Below are 23,705 nucleotides of genomic sequence, written 5' to 3'. Positions count from 1 at the left end.
AAAATTATGCCCACTTATGAACCATATTTAGACATAATTTTTGCCTATTTTCTAAACAATTAGTATTTAATTCTCACGACACCGTTTGGTTTGTCAATTTTCATCTGACATGCAAGACGGGAATTTTTTGAGCAGGTTCCTACACAAATCTCTTTAAGAACTTTTACCTCTTTTTCATTGATAGGCGATAAAAACTCCATCCCTTGAACAATTTCCACAACACAGGTTCCACACTGCCCATCCCTACAGCCAAAAGGCAGTGCACTACCACTGGCTTCAACAACATCTTGAATGGTTGCGCCTGGTTTGACATTAATTGCTAAAAAATCGTTAATGATTTCTACTCGTGTTGTCATCATTTTCTCCTATAATTGAAATGGTTTAATTAACACATCGCCTTTAATCATCATCATTGAGGCAATGCGAATTTTAGGACTTACTGTAAATTGCTGGCAAATATCGGCATCTTCTTGAGAAATAGCCCCAAGTTTGACCAACTCATCCAACTCTTCATCTTCCATGTAGCTGGTTGGTTCTTCATCGCTAATGTGCTCCACCCTAACCAAACATTTTGTATAATCCTTATTATCAAACGTAATAGGAATGCCCTTTTCCTTTGCCAAACGCACCACGGGTTCACCAATTTTTGCATCATAAATGCCATCTTTTTCTTTATCAAAATGCATAAAGATTACTTTTGCCACGACTTTTTCCTCCTTAATAAGATTTTTGTTTTGAATAGTTCATCATCCATTCGTACTCTTCAGCTTCCAAATCACGGTAAGGCTCAAGCGCTTCTAACTCATGCTCTCTACAGCCAATAATTTCTACCTCAGCACGTGAGTCTAAAAAATGAACTTCATACACACGAATCACCTGTAAAAAATCACCAATAGAGCGAATATACCCCTGCGAGCCTTTTTCTATCATCACACTCCCCACAGGTAAATAAGGGTACGTTCCATCATTTTTGACATCTTCTAAAAGTTTGACTTTTTGACCTAAAAAAAATTTTGCTCTCTCCTCATCTTTGCTTGAGAGCTTTGCCATTACACTGTTGTGCAAGAGTATATCCACATCAGCCATCGCACCCTCCTTTGCTTAATGCACACGCCAAACACCCTTTGGCTTCACCATTTTCTATCATTCCCCAAACCTCAGCGGCACTGGGTGCATGACCGTGTTTATAATCCATATAAACACGAATCAATGCAAATTTTAAAAAATCCATGAGGTATTTTTCATCCCCATTAAAATTTTCAAATCCTTTTTTTATCAGTGTTCCATACTCTTTCATGATATGAAAACGCTTAATTGCCACGATGTTTTTATCGTATTCAATGCTAAAAAATTCAAAATAATCCTCTGCCGTTTTGAGGCGATAAAAGGCTTCAAGCGTTTTCATGGTCTATCCTTTTTGTTACATACACTCACTTTGCAACTGAGCTATCCAGTTTTCAATACGCAAAGCAGTTTTTTCAGGCTCGTTGATATGATCAATCGCTAAGCCACAGAACTTATTATCTATGAGTGCCAAAGAAGCCTCATAGGAATAATCACTTGCATCACTAAACCCAATAATCTTTGCCCCTCTTTTAGAAAAAATATCATAAAACTTACCCAAAGCGGAACAAAAATGCTCCCCATGTTTTTGGCTATCGCCAGCACCAAAAAATGCCATGGTTTTACCCTCAAAGGAAAGATTCTCAGAGCCAATTTCCAAAAGGGCATCCACCCAACTAAAATGCACATCACCCTGTCCCCACGTAGAACTTCCCAAAAAAAGCACATCAAAATTCTCAAATTGTTCAACGCTATCAAAGTCGTCTTCCATGAAAACACACGCTTCATCCTCAAGCGCAAACGCCTCTTTTAAAGCCTCTGCAATTTGTCTGGTATTGCCACCTGCACTGGCGTAAAATATGCCTATCTTTGCCATGTTTTATCCTACTTTCAAGTGGTATTGCTCAAAAATCTCAAGCGCACTGTGAAGCATTTTGCCACCTTCTTTGACCAAATCATCATAGGTTCTAAAACTGTAACGATGGGCATCTTTGAAAAATTTATTGGTCACTACAATTTTTTCAGCCAATACCACCGCTCTTCCAAATCCCTCATGGCTCATCTCCATCACCACTGAGCACATCACCCCCGTTTTGAGTTCAAATGCCAATGCAATGGACTGAAAAATAAGACGAATATCTTGAATTTGCATCTCATCAATGTCCGCAATAATCGGTATGTTTTTAAGGTCTTCTTTGCTTTTAACATACTTCTCACACAAGAGCTCTTCATCGCTCTTTTTTGCCCAGGTTCCAAATTGGTCAAGCGCTCGTAGTTGGGATGTCAGCGTTTGCAAAAAAAGTGCTTCTAATTCGCTCATCTTAACCCCTTTTCTCAATAATTTTTTGAATAAATGGTGGAGGGTTGGAGCCAAGCATGGTGCTTAATTTTTCAAGCTCTTCTTCAATACTTACGGCTGTTTTGTATTTCATAGGAAAGATTTTGCTATTGACAACTTTTGCAGCCGCTGCTGGTCCAATTTCAATACAATAGAGCATATCAATGCCCTCTTCTTGAAGCAGTGCCACCCTACCCTCAGTGCGTTCTTCCCCTGTAAGAACGACACCAAGCAGCGTAGAACCGTTTGTGTCCACATCATAAACCATAAACTGTTCTGATGAACCAAAATGAGCATCAATGGTTTTAAGGTCATTGGTAAAAAATGCTACCTTTATCACGCTTTCCTCCTTACCTAAACTTATGCCTCCTCTTACAAGAAGTGTTCCATAGGAATCATGTTCAATCTAAAGTGCGTTTTTCTCCACAATCAAGTAACGTTCGATCTTCAAAGGATCAAGAATCGAGAGCATTTCAGCCTTTTCTTGCCCCACATCCGATTTGACAATCGCTTTGGTAAGTGTATGGTGTCCCATCATGGCTTGAGAGGTTTCATCCACACAGCGTTGCGGCACTTCTGGGCTGTCTTGAACCATATCGATCACCAAGCCAAAGGGTTTGTCTTCACTGCCTTTAAGCACAATGATGTGATGGAGCTCTTTGTTGTACGAACACGTATGATGAAAGTATTTTGCAAGCGATGCAACGGGGATGGTTTTGTTATTCCACGTGATCATTCCCACATAAATCTCATCGCAACCAATGACTTGCGTCACATCTTGCCCTTCCAGTGCGGCGTAAATGTATTGGCTCTCGATGGCAAAAAGCGTGCCATTCATCCAAAAGGTTGAAAGCTCAACGGTTTTCTCAGACGCACCCACTTTGGGGTAAAGATACTGTTTTTTGCCATTTTTGACGACGGGTTCAACGCACGCATCTTTATTGGCAACCCGAATGCAAACAATGGCGGTGACATCATTGCTGTAGCCATCGCTGCATTTATACTCACGGTACCCCTGAGATTTTGCCTTGCCTACGATGTAATAATCATCTTGAATGAGCACCATATTTTCAGACGAATCGCAGAAAACACATCGCTCACCCATGAGAATATCAGGGTTTGTGGAGGCAATCACATTATTGGTCTTTGTCTCAATAAAAAGTGCAAAAGAGCGCTCATCGGCACCCACAACATCTCTGAGCATCGCCTCAAACTGTGCCTCAGCATCAAACACAATGCCAATGCCACCTTGCGCCTCTTTCGCTCCTTCGATAAAGATAGGCGCACTGTAGATGTAGGTATGCTTTCCATCGTAAAGCTCTGTTTTCTCAAACGGACTCACCACATACTCTTTGGAACTTTTCAGTGCCAACGTTTGTGCGATGTAATGCGCACCGATGCGCTTACCGATAAGATGGGCGTATTTTTCTTGGCTCACTGCAATGACACAGCCTTGAGTGTCGAACAAAAAGAGGTTACTGTAAACGGTGTAGAGCGCATTAATCGCACCGAGCACTTCGGTCATTTCATGCCCAAACTCTTTACGAATCGTTGAAAAATCTCTGTATTTCGCACTAAACGCTTTGATAAACACAGGACTTAATGCCCACCATCTGCAGTCATTGGCACGCTCATACAAGTTTCGATCCATAATATCAATCGCCAGTTTCGCTTTAAACGCAGCCCCATTGATGAACGAAGCAACAACCGTCCAGTTGAGATTGCCTATGGACTCTTCAAAAGTCTTTTTGGTTTGAGCTCCCGTGCGTGAGATCTCATTGAGAAGTGATTTAGAAAAGGAGTTATCCCCACTTTTTTGGTTGGCAATCTGCACATTACCATTCCAAATGGTCATATCAAGACGTCTTTGAATCGCTTCGGCTTTGGTGGGAATGCTCGTAAACTCCTCAGAAAAGAGTGAAGAGTGTTTGATGATCTTGATCTGCTCTTCGGTAAAAGGAACATGGGTTTGTTGTGCCCCAAACGCAAAGGCAAGCGGCATCAGCGCATGACCTTTCCACCCCAGCCCGTAAAAACCTTGGTAGCCTTTGGTGGCTTGTGTTTTAGCCACATACTCGCTGCCTGAAAAAGGGACAATATCAAAACGTTTCAAGGCTGTTTTTTGAGGAGCACCCAACGCATAATGAAAAGGATTGCTGCTGTAAATGGTACGATCTTTTTCATCTAAAAGTAAAATGTCTGCCCATGTCTCATTTTCAATCAGATTGGAGATAATGACCTGCATCTCATCTTGAAACTTAAAGACAAGGCAAAGCACGGCAAGCGGTGTGCCCTTTTCATCACACACACGGTAACTGTAAAGCAGACTCTCTTTGGTGCTGATGCTAGGATAAATGCCAAAACTCTCCACATACTCTTGAGACGTGTGCATCGCTTCGTAAATAAAAGCACTGTCGATCTTGTTGCCAATTTTTTCATCTTTGGTCGAAGCGATCAAGACACCGTCTAGATCAAATAACAGAACATCGCTGTAAACGCTGTACTTTTCGATGTATTCATGAAAACGGTTTTGCAGCTCAGGCAGTGCATTTTTTTGCTCTTCATTACTTTGGCGTGCAAAATCACAAATGATCGTGTCCATCGCTAAAAAGCCTATGTCAGCGGTTCGTTCAAAGAGGTTACGGATTAAAATATCAATCGCCACTTGCGCTTTAGCCCCTAATTCAATGGAGAGTTTCTTGACCGTCTCTTCGCTGAGGCGTTGTAACAGTTGTTCTGAGAGATTGCTAAAGGCTTGTCTGGTTTCTGAGATGTCCATACCAATGTTACTCATCTGTCCCAAAAGCGAGAGCAAGTTCCATCGCTCGGAGAGTTGATCGAGTGATTTTTGGTAGGCAACAACTTCGGGGATATAAGCATTGTAACGTGTGGTGTGATTTTGCTCAGACATAATGTTAACCTTTTTAGATGATATAGTTAAAATAGAACTGGAATTGGCTAAAAAGAAGATGGCATTTTTTTAAAGACTATACAAGAACTATTCCGTTAGAAATAAAAAAAAATATTATCATTGCCTGAGAGATGAAACGCCTGGAGACTTGAGCAATCACTTCAAATTTGTGCTAGAATTTAAAGAGTCATTTTTTCACGTTCTCAATACAAAAATGTTCTTAACGGACATTACGCTTATAGCGTGTTTCTGAAATCATTTACGTTTGGCAGAAGGATGGATGATGAGTGCTGATTATAGTGTTTTAATTGTCGACGATGTGAGTGATAACATCAAAGTTGCCATGAATATCTTAAAAGAAAATAACTACAATTTTTCTTTCGCTCTCAATGGTAAACAAGCCTTAGAAATTGCTTTAACAAAGCAATTTGATCTTATCTTACTCGATATTATGATGCCTCAGATGAATGGTTTTGAAGTCTGCGAACACTTAAAAGCAAATCCAAAAACACAGGATATTCCCGTTATATTTCTCACCGCAAAAGCAGATTTAGACTCTTTATCCAAAGGGTTCAAGGTTGGTGCAGTTGATTACATTACGAAGCCTTTTTATGCCGATGAACTTATCTCACGGGCAACAACGCACATCGAACTTTACCGAGCTAAAAAAGTATTGCAACAAAATAATTTGGATTTACATGTAAAGATTCTTCAAAGTGAAAAACGATTTTTATCAGAGCTTGAGAACAGTCAAAAAGAGATTATCTATTTACTCACAGAACTGATGGAAGATACCTCCGATGAGACGGGAAAGCATATTAAAAGGGTGGCTGATATTTCAAAATTATTGGCAACACTGCATGAGAGTTTGTCGGACATGGAAGTCGATGATATTTATTTTGCCGCTCCTTTGCATGACATAGGTAAAATCACCATCCCGCATACAATACTTCATAAACCTGGCAAACTCACCGACGAAGAGTTTCATGCCATGCAAGCACACACGACCAATGCGCATAACCTGCTCAAAAAATCCAGCCGAAGACTGATGAAAGCAGGCGACATCATCGCCTATCAACATCATGAAAAATGGGATGGTTCAGGCTATCCACAAGGTCTTAAAGCAGAAGAAATTCATGTCTATGCACGCATTGTCACTATCGCCGATGTTTTAGATGCCTTAACGCATGTGAGAGTGTACAAACAACCATGGAGTTTTGATGCTGCGGCAGAGTATATCATTTCTCTTAAAGGAAGCCAGTTTGACCCCTATCTTATAGATCTTTTTAGCCATAATTTAGAAAGTTTTAGAAAAATTATCGAAGAAAAGTCTTAAAGTGATGATGCGCTTTTTAGCCATCTTTTGCATAACCCTTTCAACACTTTATGCAACACTTACCTTTACACCCGAAGAGCAAGAGTATATTAAAAACAACCCTGTTGTGACATTGGGGTCTGATTATAAATGGCCACCGTTTGATTTTGTCGATAAAAATGGCGCACCAACAGGGCTTTCTTATGACTACATCCAGCTCATTTTTCAAAAAAGTGGCTTGAAATTTAAAATTTATCCTGCTGTTTGGGCAGAGACCATCAAAAACATGCAAGATAAAAAATTTGATGGGCTTACCTGTGCTGTAAAAACTGAGGAGCGGGATAAATTTCTTTATTTTACCGATCCTTATTTGAGTGTTCCTATGGTGATTATTGCCAATATCAACACTAACGACATCAAAACACTGGATGATTTAAAAGGCAAAGTCGTCTCTATCAACAAAGGCTCCTACATTCATGAGTGGCTGGAAGAAAAATATCCTTCCATCAAGCTACTTCCCTCAACCTCGAATGAAGATTCTTTAGAGATGCTTTCATTGGGAAAAGTAGATGCTTATGTCGGCAATCTCGCCGTAAGTACCTACATTATAAATCAATATTTAATCAATAACCTAAAAATCGTCGCTAAACTTGAAGAATTCCAAACATCTATCAGCCTTGCCGTTGACAAAGACAAAACAGTGCTTTTTAACATTATTCAAAAAACACTCAAAGATATATCTCCCAAAGAGGCGCAAGCCATCAACAGTAAATGGAGTAAAAGCTTAGAGTCCTCCAAAGAGCTTTTAAATTTTACACCCCAAGAACAAGCATGGATCGAGCGTCATAAAGAGATACGCTATGTCATCGACAACCATTTCGAGCCTTTAGAATACCTCGCAAAAGAGGGTACGACTTACGCTGGAATCGCTAGTAGCTATTTGGAACTCATTCGTCAAAAAACGGGTATAAACTTTGTGCGCCTGCCAACAAGTGTATGGTCACAAAGTGTTGAAAAGATCAATACACGTCAAGCGGACATGTACACCTGTTTAACACGCACACCTGAAAGAGATAAAATGGTCAATTTCACACAACCTTACATCATTATGCCACAAGTTTTTATTACAAGGAATGATGTTAAATTTATCACAGATATTAAAGAACTCTATGGGAAAAAAGTTGTTTTCGTGGAAGGGTATGCACAAAATGAACTGATTCAACAAGAGCATCCAAAGATTGAGCCTGTTATTGTTAAAGATATTGTCGATGCGTTTAAAGCAGTCGTGAAAGGCGATGCGTATGCGTATATAGAACTCTTGCCTGTGGCAAGTAACTACATTCAAAAAAGTGGATTTTCCAATCTAAAAATTTCGGGCATTAGCAAGTATGAATCAACATTTCATATGGCACTGCGTAATGATTGGGAAGATGAAGGCATAGCCATTCTCAATAAAGTGATAAACTCTATCTCGGAAGAGGAAAAAAATAGCATCTACAACCAATGGATACAAGTCAAATACGACAAAACCATTGACTATACCATCGTTTTTCAGATTGCAGGAGTCTTTTTCTTGATCATGATAGGGACATTATTTTGGAATCGAAAGCTCTCTGCTGAGATAGACAAACGAAGAGAAGTGGAATTAGCCTTACAAGAGTTAAACACAAAGCTTCTGGTAGCAACCCAAGAAGCACAAAGTGCGACACAGGCAAAATCAAATTTTTTATCGAATATGAGTCATGAGATACGAACCCCCATGAACTCTATCTTGGGCTTTGCAGAGCTTTTGGATGAAAAGGTAGACGATAAAAAACTCAAATCATTCATCAAAACCATACGCAGTTCAGGAGAGAATTTACTGATGCTGATCAATGACATCTTAGACCTCTCCAAAATAGAATCAGGAAAATTTGAGATTATCAACAAAGCAACGCCTCTTAAAAAATTGTTGGAAGAGACGGTAGCTCTTTTTGTCTTGCAGGCAGAACAAAAAGAGCTGAAATTGGAGCTAGAGGTCGATAAAAATCTACCCGAAGTCATTTTTGTGGATGCCTTTAGACTCAAAGAAATCCTCACCAATCTCATCGGAAATGCCCTAAAATTTACCGATACAGGCTTTATCAAGGTTATCACGCAAGTGCATCGTGTCCATAAGCATCTTAGTAAAATCGACATCATCATCCGTGTTCACGACAGTGGCATTGGCATACCCAAAGAGGCACAAAGTAAGATTTTCAATATCTTTGAACAGCAAGAGAATCAAGACGCACGAAAATACGGAGGCACAGGACTGGGACTTGCCATAAGCAAGAAATTAGCGATGCTGATGGGCGGTTCTCTCGACGTGCAAAGTGATGTGGGAAAAGGCTCTGTTTTCACGCTCAAACTCAACAGTTTAGATATAGCGTCCCTTCAAGATGAGGGTATTCAAAGTGACCTTATCCTCAACTACGATGCTATCGATTTTGAAAAAGCAACTATTTTAGTAGCAGATGATGTTGAACAAAACAGAAAGCTCATTAAAGAGAGTTTTGATGCTACATTCATTGAGGTTATCGAAGCGGTCGATGGGCAAGATGCTATCGAAAAAGTTAAAACTTATCCTATCGATTTGATTTTGATGGACATTCGAATGCCTGTGTTAGATGGCTATACGGCTACACGAATCATCAAAGAATCTTCTAACATCCCTATCATTGCCCTGACGGCTTCCATTATGCTAGAGGAGTTAACGAAGATAAAAGAGCAACGATTTGATGGGTATTTACGTAAGCCTGTTTCGCAAAATGAACTCTACAGTGAGCTTGCAAAATTTCTTAAATACACCCCAAAATCATCAACACCTCGCCATGAAGAGACCATTGAGGTTGACAATGTCGAGGATTTAAAAAATTTCTTACATGAATTGGATGTAGAACCTCTCTACCAAGACGCCATTGCCCAAAATGATCTTCAGATTATCACCCAATTTGCGTTGGCTTTACACAAAGCATCAACGCACTACAACATCATCTACCTTCAAGGCTATGCTCAAACATTGTTAGACAAAATCGAGACCTTTGACATTGCCCAAATAGAAACCCTGTTGCGTGATTATCCAAAAATCATTAAGACATTGATGCAAAAAATTCATTATTCTTCTTAAGCACAGCTTATTGACTCGTCAGTCTTAAAGTCAGAAACTTGACGATAAAAAGGACAAAAGTATGCTTGATTTTATCCTCTTAAAAACACCACCGTCTTTAGGGAAAAGCGTTCACGTCATTCTTACAATAAATGGGCTTTTTCTGAGCTTTCCTTAGTTTTTCTTTTCACTTTTTATGGTAGTATGCTAGGCATATACCCTTAAGGAGAAAACATGAAGCGTGATAAAAGTATAGAGTTACTCAATCTTGCCATTGGCGATGAACTCTCAGCAGTGCATCAATATATGTTCTTTCACTTCCACTGTGATGACCAAGGCTATGACCTACTTTCAAGCCTCTTTAAACGCATTGCGATTATGGAGATGTTGCATATTGAAAAATTAGCCGATAGGGTTTTGTTTCTCAAAGGCACTATAGAGATGAAAGCAGCTGAAGAGGTGAAACAAATTATCACGGTTAAAGAGATGATAGAGTTTGCACGTCAAAGCGAAGAAGATGCCATTGTTATGTACAACAACTTCGCCCTTGAATGTGGCAATCACGCCGATAGCGTCTCTAAAAAACTCTTTGAAGAGTTGGTCTTAGAAGAAGAAGGGCACTACGCAGAGTTTGACGATGAAATGGAAAATATGCTTAAATTTGGTGAACAATACTTAGTGCTTCAATCTATGGAGCGCAGTAAGAAAAAAGCCACAATGGCAGCAGCTGGTACTCCTGGCGAAATGGCCTGAGTGTTACATGTAAGGATTTTTCCTTACATGTAACGATTTTTTACGCTCTTACCCACACTGCAATTTGCGCAATGTCCTCAGGCGTTGTCTGGCAACATCCCCCAATCAACCTTGCCCCTTTTTGGTACCACCCATACGCCATCTTTCCATAGGAGGCATTTTTAGAGAGCCCATCCCATGTTTTCGTGAGCGCATTGTAAGATGATCCACCGTTGGGGTAAACGATAATAGGCTTTGAAGAGACCGCTTTTATCTCGTCTATGAGCGATTCAATGAATTGGGGTGCGGTGCAGTTAATACCAATAGCCACAATTTGCTTTTGGCTCTCCAAAAACTGAGCACATTCACGCACTTTCTCACCACTGTTAATATGCTCTCCATCCTTCGCACTAAAACTCACCCATGCACTCACGGCAGGATAACCCTCTAAAAGTGCGCACAAAGCTTTAGCTTCCACAAGACAAGGAATGGTCTCACATGCGAGTAAGTCAGGTTTGGCTTCAATGAGTGTTAAAAGTCGTTTACGATGAAAGTTCATTAGCGCTTCCATACTGAGTCCATAATTCCCCCGAAACTCTGAACCATCTGCCAAATACGCCCCATAAGGCCCAATGGAGGCTGCGACCAAAGGTTTTAAGCGTTTAACGTGATTTTTTGTATCTGACCAAAAATCATCACGAACCTTTTGAGCGATTTTTACCGAAGAGACAATGAGCGCTTTGGCTTCTGCTTCGCTCATCCCACGCTTCATAAACCCCTCAAAACTCGCTTGATAACTCGCTGTGGTAATGCAATCACTGCCCGCATTCAGATAATCCAAATGCACTTCCGCAATTGCTTCTGGTTTTTCCATGAGAAATTTGGCTGACCAAAGAGAGTCGTTAATGTCATAGCCTTTGCGCTCAAGCTCCGTGCCAAAGGCTCCATCTAAAATAAATACTTTTTGCGCTTCTAAAAAAGGAGTTAGGGGATTCATACGTTTTTTCCTTACACAATTTGAGGCATATGATAGCTAAGTTTTATTTTACATGTAAAGCCTTTTTTTGAGAGCCAATGCTTTACTTTTAACTTTACTAAACCGCTACTGATGCACCAAAAGATTGTTCACCTCACATAAAAAATTACAACTCCCCTCATACAAAACATTGTGTCTTAGCCCCACGCCCACTTGCTCGTAATTGGGAAAGCCTCGAAGCAAAAGTGCTTTGTGGTAGGTGTGTGCCAAACGCTCAGCGTGAAAATTTGAAATAAGCATATCACAAGCAGGCAATGCCTCTTCCACATCTTCAAAATCTCCCACAGAGACGTTACATGTAAAGCCCTCTTGCACCTCACTTTTCTGAGAGATTACGGCTTTTACGTCTGCACCAACTTCCATTAACGCCTTTGCCATCGCATACGCATTATCAGGCTCATCGGCAAGGAGAATCTTGGCTTTTCCTAACACAAAATGCGTATCTAAAAGCACGTCTTGAAGCCTTTTTCGCCATCGCTGAATGGAAGCGTGAGGTTTGCTAAGACCTTTACATGTAAGCAATTTTGCGTAAAAATCATCGCACGCTTGAAGCCCTACAAGGCTATCAAAATGAAGATGCGTTGCTTTTGCATTTTTCTCACAAAAAAGCTCTCCGCACTTTTTCACGGAGCGCCCCACGGTTATGACAAGCCCTGTGTCGCCTAGCTTTTTTATCGCCTCTACGCTGATGCCTCCGCTACTAAGGGCACCTTGCTTGATGCCCAAATGCCCATCAAGCGAATCGCTCAAATCGGGCAATGCGTACACCTCAAAGTCAAAAAGTTCCAAGCTCTCTTTGATTTTCTCGACCTCTATGGCGCTTAGATTGACATTGGGGATGAGGAGGACTTTGTCTTTGTTACATGTAAGGCTTGGCTCGATGAGTTGTTCGATGATGCCTTGCACACTCAAAGCCCAACCGCTTTCCAAACCACCCTCAAAATCAGGCGTATGCGCCCAAACAATGGCTTGTTTATCTTTTAACAGTAAACTTGCTCCCTTGATGTCATCGCCTTTGGTTTCGCTCAAGCCCGTGGTAAAAAGCCCCACCAAATCAGGGCTCACTTTTTGGGTAATGTTTTCAATCGCCACGGAGATAGAGTACTCGCCTCCATCGATGACGGCAGTGATGTCGTTGACCGCCGTGGTTTGAATGGCGATGGGGTCGTTAAAATGTCTGGTAAAAAGCACCTTAGTAAACGACGCACACCCTTGCGCTCCGTGCATCAAAGGCATACAGTTCTTAATCCCCAAAAACGCCAGTGTCGCTCCCATGGGTTGAGAGAGCTTCAAAGGGTTTACATGTAAAGGTTTTATGGCTTTTAATTCTCCCATGGTGCGGCCCCTCCAGCGAGTTTAAAGACAGGGTTAGCAAGTGCGGCACATACATCAATCGCCAAGTTTTCTAAGCCACCGTATGCGCCGTAACTCACCTTTTTTTCTTGATTGACATCGACAAACGCCACTCTTTTTTTCAACGCCGTGTAAAGACTTCGCCCACCTGCTAGCAAGATGTCGATGTTGTGCTCATCGATGAGTTTGGCTTGCTCGTTGGCAGGAACTTTCATCAAGATGGGCACATATTCTCTAGCGATGGCGATGTCCTCTTCAGTGGCTTTTCGAATGGAAGTTGCTACCACTTCGATGCCGATGTCTTGGAGGGCTGAGGCTATCGACCATGACTTGTTGCCCCCTGTATTTAAAATGGCTTTTTTATCTTTTAATAGTTCACGATACGGAAGTAACCTTGCTTCCAACTTGGCTTCTTCTTCAGCGATGATGACTTCTGCTTTTTGTATCATCGCCTCATTGCCAAAGGCATTGACGATGGAGCGAATGGCATTGGAAGTGTCACGCTTGCCGTAAAATGAAACGCTGACATAAGGGATAGCGTAGCGTTCTTGCATCTTGCGACACAGCGTGATGAGCGATTTGGCACAAACGATAACATTGAGTTTTGCCCTATGCGCACAACAAATATCTTCGATTCTGCCATCTCCAGAGAGCGTTGAGACCACTTTAATCCCGATGCGCTCTAAGATAGGAACATATTGCCACATATCGCCCGTGACATTGTAATCGCCTATAAGATTGATGCCGTAAGGATGGATGGATTCTGGCTCACGAGTTCCCACCAAAGCGTCCAACACCGCCTCACCTGCAAGGCGTGAACCTAAGTTTTTTCCACCCACAAATCCAGGCGAATGCACAGGCACGATGGGTATGCCAAAACGCTCCTGCGCTTCTTTACATGTAAAGTCGATGTTGTCGCCTATCATCCCAGTCACACAGGTTTCATACACAAAAACCGCCTTAGGCTTTTTACGCTCCACGATGTACGCTATCGCCTCGGCAAGCTTTTTATCGCCCCCAAAGATAATGTCATTGGTCGTGACATTGGTGCAATAGCCTAATGGCGTATTGTTCTCACCCTCATAGCTTGTAAGCGTCGCTCGTGTCTCCCATGAAGCACCAAGACAGGTGTCAGGCCCATGCACCAAGTGTGCTGCGTCTGCATACGGAAAGAGTGATATTTGCGCCCCCTCGAACGCACACCCTCCGCTCGTTGCTCCAGGTTTTGGTTTGTCACAGCTACTTTTTTTGTCTTTGTTATGAGAACAAGCACTCTCGTTTAACAAATCCTTGATGAGTTTTTTATTTATCATAATGATGGCGTTGCAAGAGGTATTCCACAGCGCCTTGCAACGCCAGAGGAACACCTTATGCATTGTGTGCCGTGCGTACCTTTAAAACCTTACTCAACACCACGGTAAGATAAGCCCTTGTTTTGCCGTGGCATTGGTTTTAAAACGCAATTACATGTAAAGGTGAAACACTGTTGTATTTTGTCTAAGTGTTGTTGCTTTAAACTCTTTTATGTTTATCTTATTTTCCCCAAAATTTCCAAGGCTTCCATCTCAAACTTTGAAAATGCAAACCACTTTTTACCCAAATCTTTTAAACTCGCCCCGATGTGATACATCTGCGTGCTATCGACTATCAAAAATCTATCATGAGCTTTTTTGAACTCTTTAAGTTCTATATTTTGATATTGCGATTGATATTTTTGATAATCAAGGCGAAGTTGTTTAGTGATAGTTTGTGTGTATATTTTTATTTTTAAGTTCGGATATTTGCTAAAGAGTGTAAAAACCGTGTCATCTATATAATTATCTATTAGCACCACTTCACTTTTTGCACTCTTTAACAAATCGTTTATAAAAGCATAGGCATCATATATTTGCCCATCGTAAAAAATTCCATGCTTTGATTGTATAGTGCTGTTCTCAAGACCTTTTGAGATAGTTGCCACTTGAGATTTTAAAAGCAATACATCACTTTCAAGCTCTTTAAATCTTTGGTGAGTAATCCTTTCTGAGTTTATGGCATAACCGTTTTGAATGTAGTTTTTGAGTACCGATGTCGCCCATTGTCTAAATCGCACCCCTTTTTGAGATTTGACACGATAGCCAACAGAAATAATTACATCTAAGTTGAAGTATTCGATTTCTCTTAAAATTTCTCTTCCACCCTCAAATTGAACTGTTGCATTTTTTGCAACAGTTGAAATTTTGTCCAATTCTCCATCGCTAAAAATATTTCTGATATGCCTTGAAATAACAGATTTATCTCTATCAAAAAGTTCACATAGTTGATTTTGACTAAGCCAAACAGTTTCATTTTCCACCGATACATTCAGCTCTAGCTCTCCATCGTTATAGATAACCATGTTTGAATTATTTTGCTCATTTTTCATTTTAAGTTCCAAATGTTTGTTTTAACCATACTAGCAAAACTATCTGTTTTTAGTGAAAAATTTGTCATTTTGCAATGTTTTTATAATAACTAGTTGTTTGCAAGAGAATATCCACAAGCTTTTAATTCTTTTATGAGCTCAATCTTCCATCCACCATTTGTATCTAGTGGAGTATAAACAACGCCACTAATATCACTCGGTGTTTCAATTTCTCCTTTTACCAAAGCACAAACATTTTCTCTTCCTATTTTTGCCATCAAATAGCCATGCTCAAAGACAACATTTTGTCTTGCTCTATCTCTTGCAGGAACATTTGTTTCTTTTGCTCCACGACCTTTATCACACGGAGTATAAAGTACAATGGCAAAATTCGCTTCATTTGAGTAATGTTCTATCTTTTCAATAATAGTCATACTTCTACTCGCTTGTTCATGTAAAATAATTGCTTCTAGTCCAATACTTTCAATAAATCTTGCAACTTCTTGTTTAGTTTCATTATCATGACCGTGCACGATAAAGACCTTATTTTTCTCATGTTTCATTTTTTGACTTTGAATATTTGATTTTTTGTTTTCCGTTGGTTTGCTTGTAAACTTATCTTGGTATAGTAGTTTAAAAATAGGTTTAATCTCTATGATATCTATTTTTGAAAAATTTTCTGGTATTGCACTGCCTCCACTGCTTGATAAAAATTGTTCACATTGATTTAAAATGTTTAGATATTCGTCATCTAATTCAAACTTATAATCTGTATCTTGAAGGGATTTATATAAGCTTCTATACATATCTATAACTGCGATAAGTTCTCTACTCGAATCTGCATTATAGTGATGATTGGCGGAGAGCTTATAGTTTAGAAATTGAAATAAGCCATTATATGAGGAATGCAAATACGCAAAAAGATAAGCTAAATCATCATTAGCCACTGTTGTATAAAAAGGTAAAAATTTACTAATGCTATCTTTATGGCTATCAGGTATCTCATTCGCTTTATTTTTTATGAAAATTTCGATAAATTCATCCATTATTTTTTCTCCATAGTTATCATTTCTTCATATGCCTTATGATTTTATGCAAAATTTATTTTATCTAAATCTCTATCATTTTATAAAATCCCACGGAACACCTCTTGCATCTTTACATGTAAACTCTTTTTAAAGGATTCATCATGGCAGTAAGAATAACAGAGCTTTGCATTAACTGTGATAGCTGTATTGACGAGTGCCCCGCAACGGCGATTGTGAGTGCATCTGATTCACCTATCAATGGCGATACAACGTATGTCAAACCTGAAAAGTGCATCGAGTGTGCGGACTCTACGATGCCAAAATGTGCGGACGCCTGTCCTACCGAGGGCGCTATTGTTTGGGATATGCCTTACACGGCTGAGTTTCAAAGCTACTACGTCGCTGGGCATGAGAGTGGACTGTACAACATTCGTGAACATAAGAAAAACGGCATTATGTTCCCTGAGGTTTCGCCTAAACCTTACCGTGAAGCCATCGCTCTTGTATCTCGCCAAGCGCACACGCCAGTCCTTGGATAAGTCCATGAAAATCACCTTTGCATCCACCGATGGGGTTCACATTAACGATCACTTTGGTTGGTGCAAATGTTTTTACATGTACGAACTCCAAGACGATGCGTTTGTCTTTGTTAAAGCACTAGACTCCTCCCAAGAGATCATCGAAGAGGTCGATAAACTGACCTACAAAATAGAGTCTTTACAAGACACGAACATTTTATGTGCTTCTCACATCGGTCCTCGTGCCTCTTTAATGGTGAAAGGTTCTGGTATTTTTGTGCTTCAAGCCTCCAGTGAAAACGAGCCAATAGCCTCTTTACTTGAAAAGCTTTTAACCTTAAAAAATACCAATCCGCCTCTTTGGATGCAAAGGTTTCTCCATGCACCATCTTCCTATAACTGTCGCTAAGGACATCTACTTTATAGGTGTCTTTGACCCCGATATTCGTACGTTTGACATTGTCATGAAAACGGCAAACGGCTCAACATACAATGCGTATCTGATTAAAACGTCTGAGGGTGTTATCATTGTTGATACGGTCAAAAAAGAGTTTCAAAACGATTTCTTTTTACATGTAGAAGCCTTGTGTTCCTACGAGGAAATCAAATACGTCATTATCCACCACATCGAGCCTGACCATTCAGGAGCACTCCCTGAACTCATCCAAAGAGCGCCACACGCCAAAGTGCTTATCTCGCCTCAAGCCACCTTAATGCTTAAAGCACTGAGCAATGCAGAAGAGATAAACTTTGAAACCATTTGGACAAACAAACAACTCATTTTGGGTGAGAAAACCATCACTTTTTTGACCACGCCGTATTTGCATTGGCCTGAGACCATGAGTAGTTATGTGCATGAGGACAAACTGCTTTTTAGCGGCGATGTCTTTGGTTCGCACTACTACGACAAACGCCTTTTTGACGACATGGTGGGGGATTTTTCCTACGCATTTGCTTACTATTATGACCACATCATGCGCCCTTTTAAAAGCTATGTGCTTAGCGCACTAGCACTCTATGGACGTTTTGAGATTGCGTTGATTGCACCGCTTCATGGTCCCATTTTGAGGCAAAACCCACAGCACTATGTTGATTTGTACCGCCAGTGGAGTGTGAAAAATAAACCTAAAAATGGCAACAAAATTCTCTCTATTTTTTACCTTACCAGCTATAAAAACACGCAAGAAATGGCACAAAGCATTATGGAAGGAAGCGAGAGTGTGGAGGGTATTACGACCAACATGTACGACCTTGCCTCCATTGAAGAGCCCAATATGATCAAGATTTTGGAAGAGAGCGATGGCTTTTTAATCGGCACGCCCACCATCAATGCGGACGCTCCTAAACCCGTGTGGGATTTGCTTGCGTGCTTGATGTTTTTAGAAAAAAGTGGCAAAACTGCCTCCGCATTTGGCTCGTATGGTTGGAGTGGTGAAGCGGTCGATACCATCATCGCACGGCTCAAATCCCTTAAACTTCGTGTTCCACCCCTAGAGCTTTTAAAAATAAAACTCATTCCAAGCCAAGAAGAGTTACAAACATGTTTTGATTTTGGCGTAGAGTTTGCGCATATCCTCAATGGGAAAATGATAGAAATGGATCTTTAAGTCCTAAAGTATAATCTCAAAGCGTGCGCCACCTTGCACGTTGCTTGCGCAAATACGTCCTTGCATATGCTCTTCAATAATCATCTTTGTCATGTAAAGTCCTAAACCTGTACCAATGTCTTCTTCTTTGGTTGAAAAATAAGGCTCAAAAAGACGTGGTAAAATGCTCTCCTCAATTCCCCCGCCATTGTCCTCAATGACAATAACAATCTTATTTGCCTCATTTTTAAATGCTTCAATCAAAATATATTTTTCATTCTCATAAGGAATATGCATAAGAACATCTTTCGCATTGTTTAAAAGATTAATAATGCAGTGGTTAAATTCATTGGGAAAACTCTCTAATTTCAAGTCATTATCGACTTTTAAAATCAACTCAATGTGTTGGGTATCGTAAATAGGTTTGAGCATTTTTGTTACATGTAAAAGCTGCTTTTTGACATCAAAAAGTTTTTTTGTTTTATCGGGTTTAAAAAAGTCACGAAAATCATCAATGGTTTTTGACATCTGAGAAATCAAACGCATCGAATCTTCTTTAAAAGCGGTGACCATCGCGTCGTCTAAACTATTCATTTTGTATTTAAAGACAATATTTTGAGACATTAAGCAGAGCACATTCAAAGGTTGTCGCCACTGATGGGCAATCATACTAATCATCTCACCCATTTGTGCATGGCGTGATTGTTGAAAAAGCATCATCTCTTGTTGGCGGTTTTTTTCAATCTCCTGTTGTACTTGCATTTCCAGAGTTTGATTGAGCATTTCAAGCGTGTATTGCGCCTTTTTAAGTTCACTTAAATCAACCACAGCTGAGACACGCATCTTATCTTTTAGCGTGATATTTGTCCCTCGAATCAATGCAGGGAAAGTGCTACCATCGCCTTTTAGCAACATACATTCATAAGGTTCAACACTGCTTTGCAAGAGTTGGTGTGCTGCTAAAGGGTGAGAACAAGGTGCTACTAATTCTAAAAGTGGCTTACCAATCAACACCTCTTTTGAATCCACCCCAAATGTTTTTAAGGCCTGAATATTCACATCAACTACTTTATTATTTTGAGAAAGGATAATGCCCTCAATAGTCAAATCAATAAATCGACTCAATTTTTGCTTGCTTTTTTGCCACTTGATAAAGAAGCCAACACTGCTACACAGAAGTATTCCTAAGAGTACATACATGACCCATTCATAACTTCCTAACATACCAACTCCATAGAAGGTTCACCCACAAAATAGCCTTGAAAGCCATCGACACCCATGGCAGAAAGTTGTTTAAAAATATTTTCATTATGAACATATTCAGCAATGGTTTCTACATGTAAAGAGTGGGCAAAAGAGACAATGCCTTGTACCAATTGGCATACTTTTTCATCACTGTCCATATAACGAATTAAACTGCCATCAATCTTAAGATGCGTGGGTGAGAGGTGTAACAACTGTGCAAAATTTGAATACCCTGTACCAAAATCATCAATGGCAATGGGGGCGTATTCATAGCGAATCTCATTTAAAAAATGGCGAATCATCTCCACATTCATACCACTTTCGCTCTCAAGAATCTCAAACATCAATGTAATACAACCATGCTTTGCTTTAAATTCAGACAATTTTTGACGTAAAAAGTAACGTATATTTTTATTTAAAATATCCCGTTCGCTCAGGTTAATTGAAAAAATAACATTTGGATACGCAAACATCTTTTCCACCACTTTTTCAATCATTTTATAACTTAACGCATCGTACTGTTTGGTTCGTTTTGAAAGGTCCAAAAAGGATGCTGGAGAGACATACACATCCTCTCCTTGTTCATCTTTCGCTTTAAGACGCATCAGAGCTTCATACTTGATGACCTCACCCTTTGCGTTCACAATGGGTTGAAAAAATGGTACCAAATCATCATTATCCAGTGTATCCGCAATCACTTCTTGCCAATAAAAATCATTGTTAAGCGAAGATGTTTCATCTAAGTTATTGGTATAAACAACAAATTTTTTTCCCATTTCTTTCGCAAAATCAAGTGCTGTGTATGCCTTTTGAAAAATATTCTCCTGATCAAAGGTTACCCCAATGGTAATACGCACTAAAACTTTTTTGGCTACCGTTTCTACCATCATTTCATAATCATCTAAAACACGAAGCAGTTGCGTAATATCCTCATAAACCTTTTCACTGTCAATATAAGGCTTCACATCTAATAAGGCAAATTCATGTGGGGAGATTTGAAAGGCAAGATAGCCTTGTTTGTGAGCATGGGCATACAGTGCTTTGGCAAACGTTTGCACAATGCTATAACACACTTGCGTGCCGTACAGTTTCATGTAATGATGAAAATGATCCATCTGAATCAGCAATAAGGAGGGAATATCCAGTGGTAAAAGACGTGTTAAATGCTCCTCCAAACTTTTTTTATTGGGAAGTTTAGTCAACATATCGTTATAACTTTGTTCTTGAAGCGCATTTTCATGGAGTTCTAAAGTTTGTTTAAGCTGATAAACATAGGTCTCATGTGCTTTTTTAAGCATAATAGCTTCAACACTTCTATGGAGTGTCTCTAAGAATTTATCAAAATCAAGTGGTTTTAAGACATAGCCATTGACGCCTAAGCGAATAGACTCTAAAAAGTACTCTTCTTCACTAAAAGCTGATGTGACAATAATCGCTGTCTCTTTGCAAATTTTGCGCATCTTTGCGATTAAAGAGAGTCCACTCATTTTAGGAAGCTTTAAATCAACAATAACCAAATCGTATGAAAATTCATGTGTAGGAGCGTCTAAGGAAGGAATAGTGATTTTTGCATCAACAAAAAGGTCATACGCACATTCACCTGTACTGACAACATCCATGTGTTCAAAAAAATCACGTAGCAGCGAGTGTGTGTATTGTTGTGCTACTTTATCATCTTCAACATATAAAATTTTTAAATTCTTACAAGACTCTTTTAAGCTTTTGATCGCACACTCTGTCATAATTTTCCTCATTTTTGCTTAATGTTTTGCAGATTGTACTGAATAATTATCATCTATTATCTGTTTTTTATGAGGATTATAAGAAATTACATTGTTTTTACATAACCAACCGATACCCTGTTCCATACTCCGTCATAATAAATTTAGGCTTTTTAGAGCTATCTCCCAACTTTTTACGAATGTTTTGAATATGGTAATTTAATGATTGTCTGGAACTTAAAGAAGAGAGGTGAATGGCTAAAACATCTCGATAAACAACCCTATTTTTATTTTCTATGAGGAAAGCGAGTATTTTATACTCAATAGCCGTCAAAGGAAGTGGCGTGTTATTGAGTGAAATGGTTTGATTTTTATAATCCATGCTTAAGAGTGCTTGTGATGCTTCAAATTTAATCATTGAACAGCGTTTTAAAATTGCCCACATGCGAACTTCAAGCTCTTCAAGCATAAAAGGCTTGCACAGATAATCATCCACACCAAAACGAAACGCTTTAATTTTTGCGTCAAGGTTTGTATGACAACTTAAAACAATAATAGGAATACTGTTTTGGTTATTAATTTGCTTAATTACCTCAAAACCACTAAAATCAGGCAAAGATAAATCAAGTAACAACAGTTCATACGCTTGCGTGGCAAGCTTGGTTAATCCCTCCACAGCAGTTTCGGCAACCGTGAGTTCAAAACCTACATTTTCTAAAAAATCCACTACCTCTTTAGCGGCATCGGTATCGTCTTCAATCAGAAGCACTTTAATTTTTTTTTGCATTTTGATAATCACTCCACATTTGTAATTCCATATTATACATAAAGCTCATAATATTGCAACTATTTCCTTATTTTTCTAAGGAACACTTCATGCACTTTTTTCAACAAGAAAAATAAAAGGATCGCACATGAGTTGTTCTTGCACAACCTCCACCAACACCCAAAGTGAACTGCATGCGAGCATCTTGCAAAAGATTAACAATCATCCGTGTTACTCTCAAGACGCTCACCAACACTATGCGCGTATCCACGTAGCGGTTGCTCCTGCGTGTAACATTCAGTGTAACTACTGCAACCGCAAATACGACTGTTCCAACGAGAGCCGTCCAGGGGTAACAAGCTATAAACTCAAGCCCGAAGAAGCCGTGAAAAAAGTCTTACATGTAGGAGGTCTTATTCAGCAACTAAGCGTCGTAGGCATTGCAGGACCAGGGGATGGGCTTGCCAATCCTAAGCAGACCTTTGAGACGTTTGCACTTTTAAAAAAGTATGCGCCCGACATCAAATTGTGTCTTTCGACGAATGGCTTGATGATTCATAAGCATATCGATGAAATTGCCAAATACACCATCGAGCACGTGACTGTCACCCTCAACACCGTTGATGAAAGCGGAGAAATCGGCTCAAAAATCTACCCGTGGGTTTTTTACGAGCACAAAAAACACCGAGGCTTAGAAGGTGCAAAACTTTTACTGGAAAAACAACTCTTAGGCATCAAGATGCTTGTGGAACGAGGTATTTTAGTGAAAGTGAACGCCGTGTTAATTCCAGGTATTAACGATGCGCATTTACCGCTTGTGGCTAAAAAAGTCAAAGAATTGGGTGTGTTTATCTTCAACGTCATGCCCCTCATCTCTAAGCCTGAATTTGGTACAAAATTTGGACTGGATGGCGTACCTAGTGCAAACCACAAGCAACTGATGCGTGCCCAAGAAGCGTGCGACGTCAATGTCAAGATGATGCGCCACTGTCGCCAATGCCGTGCCGATGCGGTGGGGCTTTTGGGAGAAGACAGGAGTGATGAGTTTTTTAAAGAGAGTTTTGCAGACAAAAGTTTTGAAGAACTCTCCCATCACTATAATCTCAATGGGCGCATGAAAACGCATGAAAATATCGAAACATGGAGACGTGCGCTTAGGGCTGCTAACGGTAAGGTTCTTCAAGAAGAAGCTCTGGATAAAAACGCCCTAAGCTCCACGGGGAAAACCAAACTCGTAGCGGTCACCACACGAGGAAACGGTCTCATCAACGACCACTTTGGCAGTGCGAAAGAGTTTCTCATCTATGAAGCGGGCGATAAGGGCATCAAATTTATCATGCACCGCAAAGTTGAGAAGTCCTACTGCATGGGCAAAGAGGGCTGTGATGGTACGTATCCGATTGATGAAATTAAAACGGCGTTGATGGATTGTGATTTGTTATTGACGCAAAAAATCGGCGAATGCCCGCAAAAAGAATTGCAAAGTATCCATGTGGCGTGCGACGAAAGTTATGCGGACGAACCGATTGAGATTTCTGTTTTGAAAGGTGTAAAGAAACACTTTTTTGCCGCATAAGGAGTAG

The 23,705-nt window shown here is 40.0% G+C and carries 23 protein-coding genes; 7 read left to right on the top strand and 16 right to left on the bottom strand.

Annotated features, from left to right (window positions below):
• Positions 1–59: 59 nt before the first annotated feature.
• The 8 genes from SULBA_RS05035 to SULBA_RS05000 form a co-directional block, all read right to left on the bottom strand.
• Entirely contained in the window at positions 60–356 is a 297-nt protein-coding gene (locus SULBA_RS05035; protein ID WP_014769192.1) for a 2Fe-2S iron-sulfur cluster-binding protein, read from the bottom strand.
• Positions 357–365: 9 nt separating this feature from the next.
• Positions 366–704, bottom strand: a complete 339-nt coding sequence (locus tag SULBA_RS05030) for a hypothetical protein (protein WP_014769191.1) — start codon at positions 702–704, stop codon at positions 366–368.
• A gap of 13 nt (positions 705–717) precedes the next feature.
• Entirely contained in the window at positions 718–1,086 is a 369-nt protein-coding gene (locus SULBA_RS05025; protein WP_014769190.1) for a nitrogen fixation protein NifZ, read from the bottom strand.
• The gene (locus SULBA_RS05020; RefSeq protein WP_014769189.1) at positions 1,079–1,405 is read right to left on the bottom strand and encodes a nitrogenase-stabilizing/protective protein NifW; all 327 of its coding nucleotides are present in this window, start codon (positions 1,403–1,405) and stop codon (positions 1,079–1,081) included. The genes SULBA_RS05025 and SULBA_RS05020 overlap by 8 nt, the downstream gene beginning before the upstream one ends.
• A 15-nt stretch (positions 1,406–1,420) precedes the next feature.
• Entirely contained in the window at positions 1,421–1,939 is a 519-nt protein-coding gene (locus tag SULBA_RS05015; RefSeq protein ID WP_014769188.1) for a flavodoxin, read from the bottom strand.
• Between the two features lie 3 nt (positions 1,940–1,942).
• Positions 1,943–2,383 carry a NifX-associated nitrogen fixation protein gene (locus tag SULBA_RS05010; protein ID WP_014769187.1) on the bottom strand — a complete coding sequence of 147 codons (441 nt, stop codon included), beginning with the start codon at positions 2,381–2,383 and terminating at the stop codon, positions 1,943–1,945.
• Position 2,384: 1 nt separating this feature from the next.
• Entirely contained in the window at positions 2,385–2,741 is a 357-nt protein-coding gene (locus SULBA_RS05005; RefSeq protein WP_014769186.1) for a NifB/NifX family molybdenum-iron cluster-binding protein, read from the bottom strand.
• Between the two features lie 66 nt (positions 2,742–2,807).
• Entirely contained in the window at positions 2,808–5,312 is a 2,505-nt protein-coding gene (locus SULBA_RS05000) for a chemotaxis protein CheW (protein ID WP_014769185.1), read from the bottom strand.
• 283 nt (positions 5,313–5,595) lie between these two features.
• Between SULBA_RS05000 and SULBA_RS04995 the strand changes: the two genes are divergently transcribed.
• The 3 genes from SULBA_RS04995 to SULBA_RS04985 all read left to right on the top strand — a co-directional run bounded on the left by SULBA_RS04995 (position 5,596) and on the right by SULBA_RS04985 (position 10,507).
• Complete coding sequence (locus tag SULBA_RS04995) at positions 5,596–6,648, top strand: HD domain-containing phosphohydrolase (RefSeq protein WP_014769184.1); 1,053 nt, start codon at positions 5,596–5,598, stop codon at positions 6,646–6,648.
• Positions 6,649–6,652: 4 nt separating this feature from the next.
• Positions 6,653–9,775: a transporter substrate-binding domain-containing protein gene (locus SULBA_RS04990; protein WP_014769183.1), complete on the top strand. Its 3,123-nt coding sequence runs from the start codon at positions 6,653–6,655 to the stop codon at positions 9,773–9,775.
• Between the two features lie 213 nt (positions 9,776–9,988).
• On the top strand, positions 9,989–10,507 hold the full coding sequence (locus SULBA_RS04985) for a ferritin-like domain-containing protein (protein WP_014769182.1): 519 nt from the start codon (positions 9,989–9,991) through the stop codon (positions 10,505–10,507).
• A gap of 40 nt (positions 10,508–10,547) precedes the next feature.
• On the opposite strand, the gene mmuM is transcribed toward SULBA_RS04985, so the two are convergent.
• The 5 genes from mmuM to SULBA_RS13075 form a co-directional block, all read right to left on the bottom strand.
• Positions 10,548–11,483, bottom strand: coding sequence for a homocysteine S-methyltransferase (mmuM, locus tag SULBA_RS04980; RefSeq protein ID WP_014769181.1), 936 nt, complete (start codon positions 11,481–11,483; stop codon positions 10,548–10,550).
• 105 nt (positions 11,484–11,588) lie between these two features.
• Positions 11,589–12,857 (bottom strand): nitrogenase iron-molybdenum cofactor biosynthesis protein NifN, encoded by a 1,269-nt coding sequence (nifN, locus tag SULBA_RS04975; RefSeq protein WP_014769180.1) that lies wholly within the window; start codon positions 12,855–12,857, stop codon positions 11,589–11,591.
• Positions 12,845–14,188 (bottom strand): nitrogenase component 1, encoded by a 1,344-nt coding sequence (locus SULBA_RS04970; protein ID WP_014769179.1) that lies wholly within the window; start codon positions 14,186–14,188, stop codon positions 12,845–12,847. The genes nifN and SULBA_RS04970 overlap by 13 nt, the downstream gene beginning before the upstream one ends.
• Positions 14,189–14,403: 215 nt before the next feature.
• A complete protein-coding gene (locus SULBA_RS04965; protein ID WP_014769178.1) occupies positions 14,404–15,279 on the bottom strand; it encodes a RhuM family protein in 876 nt (291 codons plus the stop codon).
• A gap of 89 nt (positions 15,280–15,368) precedes the next feature.
• Positions 15,369–16,304 (bottom strand): TIR domain-containing protein, encoded by a 936-nt coding sequence (locus SULBA_RS13075; RefSeq protein WP_014769177.1) that lies wholly within the window; start codon positions 16,302–16,304, stop codon positions 15,369–15,371.
• 143 nt (positions 16,305–16,447) lie between these two features.
• Here SULBA_RS13075 and SULBA_RS04955 point away from each other — a divergent pair, with 143 nt between their 5' ends.
• From SULBA_RS04955 to SULBA_RS04945, 3 genes are read left to right on the top strand one after another with little or no spacing between them, the layout of a single operon-like run.
• Positions 16,448–16,825: a DUF362 domain-containing protein gene (locus SULBA_RS04955; protein ID WP_014769176.1), complete on the top strand. Its 378-nt coding sequence runs from the start codon at positions 16,448–16,450 to the stop codon at positions 16,823–16,825.
• 4 nt (positions 16,826–16,829) lie between these two features.
• Positions 16,830–17,213, top strand: a complete 384-nt coding sequence (locus SULBA_RS04950; RefSeq protein ID WP_014769175.1) for a NifB/NifX family molybdenum-iron cluster-binding protein — start codon at positions 16,830–16,832, stop codon at positions 17,211–17,213.
• Complete coding sequence (locus tag SULBA_RS04945; protein ID WP_014769174.1) at positions 17,185–18,411, top strand: FprA family A-type flavoprotein; 1,227 nt, start codon at positions 17,185–17,187, stop codon at positions 18,409–18,411. The genes SULBA_RS04950 and SULBA_RS04945 overlap by 29 nt, the downstream gene beginning before the upstream one ends.
• Before the next feature lie 3 nt (positions 18,412–18,414).
• Here SULBA_RS04945 and SULBA_RS04940 read toward each other — a convergent pair whose 3' ends face one another.
• The 3 genes from SULBA_RS04940 to SULBA_RS04930 form a co-directional block, all read right to left on the bottom strand.
• Positions 18,415–19,614, bottom strand: a complete 1,200-nt coding sequence (locus tag SULBA_RS04940; protein WP_014769173.1) for a sensor histidine kinase — start codon at positions 19,612–19,614, stop codon at positions 18,415–18,417.
• Positions 19,608–21,377 carry an EAL domain-containing response regulator gene (locus SULBA_RS04935; RefSeq protein ID WP_014769172.1) on the bottom strand — a complete coding sequence of 590 codons (1,770 nt, stop codon included), beginning with the start codon at positions 21,375–21,377 and terminating at the stop codon, positions 19,608–19,610. The genes SULBA_RS04940 and SULBA_RS04935 overlap by 7 nt, the downstream gene beginning before the upstream one ends.
• Positions 21,378–21,474: 97 nt before the next feature.
• Positions 21,475–22,143, bottom strand: a complete 669-nt coding sequence (locus SULBA_RS04930) for a response regulator transcription factor (protein ID WP_014769171.1) — start codon at positions 22,141–22,143, stop codon at positions 21,475–21,477.
• Positions 22,144–22,270: 127 nt separating this feature from the next.
• Between SULBA_RS04930 and nifB the strand changes: the two genes are divergently transcribed.
• Positions 22,271–23,698: a nitrogenase cofactor biosynthesis protein NifB gene (gene nifB / locus SULBA_RS04925; RefSeq protein WP_014769170.1), complete on the top strand. Its 1,428-nt coding sequence runs from the start codon at positions 22,271–22,273 to the stop codon at positions 23,696–23,698.
• The last annotated feature ends 7 nt before the right edge of the window (positions 23,699–23,705 follow it).

This window comes from Sulfurospirillum barnesii SES-3, from assembly GCF_000265295.1.
GTDB lineage: Bacteria > Campylobacterota > Campylobacteria > Campylobacterales > Sulfurospirillaceae > Sulfurospirillum > Sulfurospirillum barnesii.
Note: the sequence above shows the minus strand (reverse complement) of the source record. Positions and strands in the feature narration are given on the sequence as shown.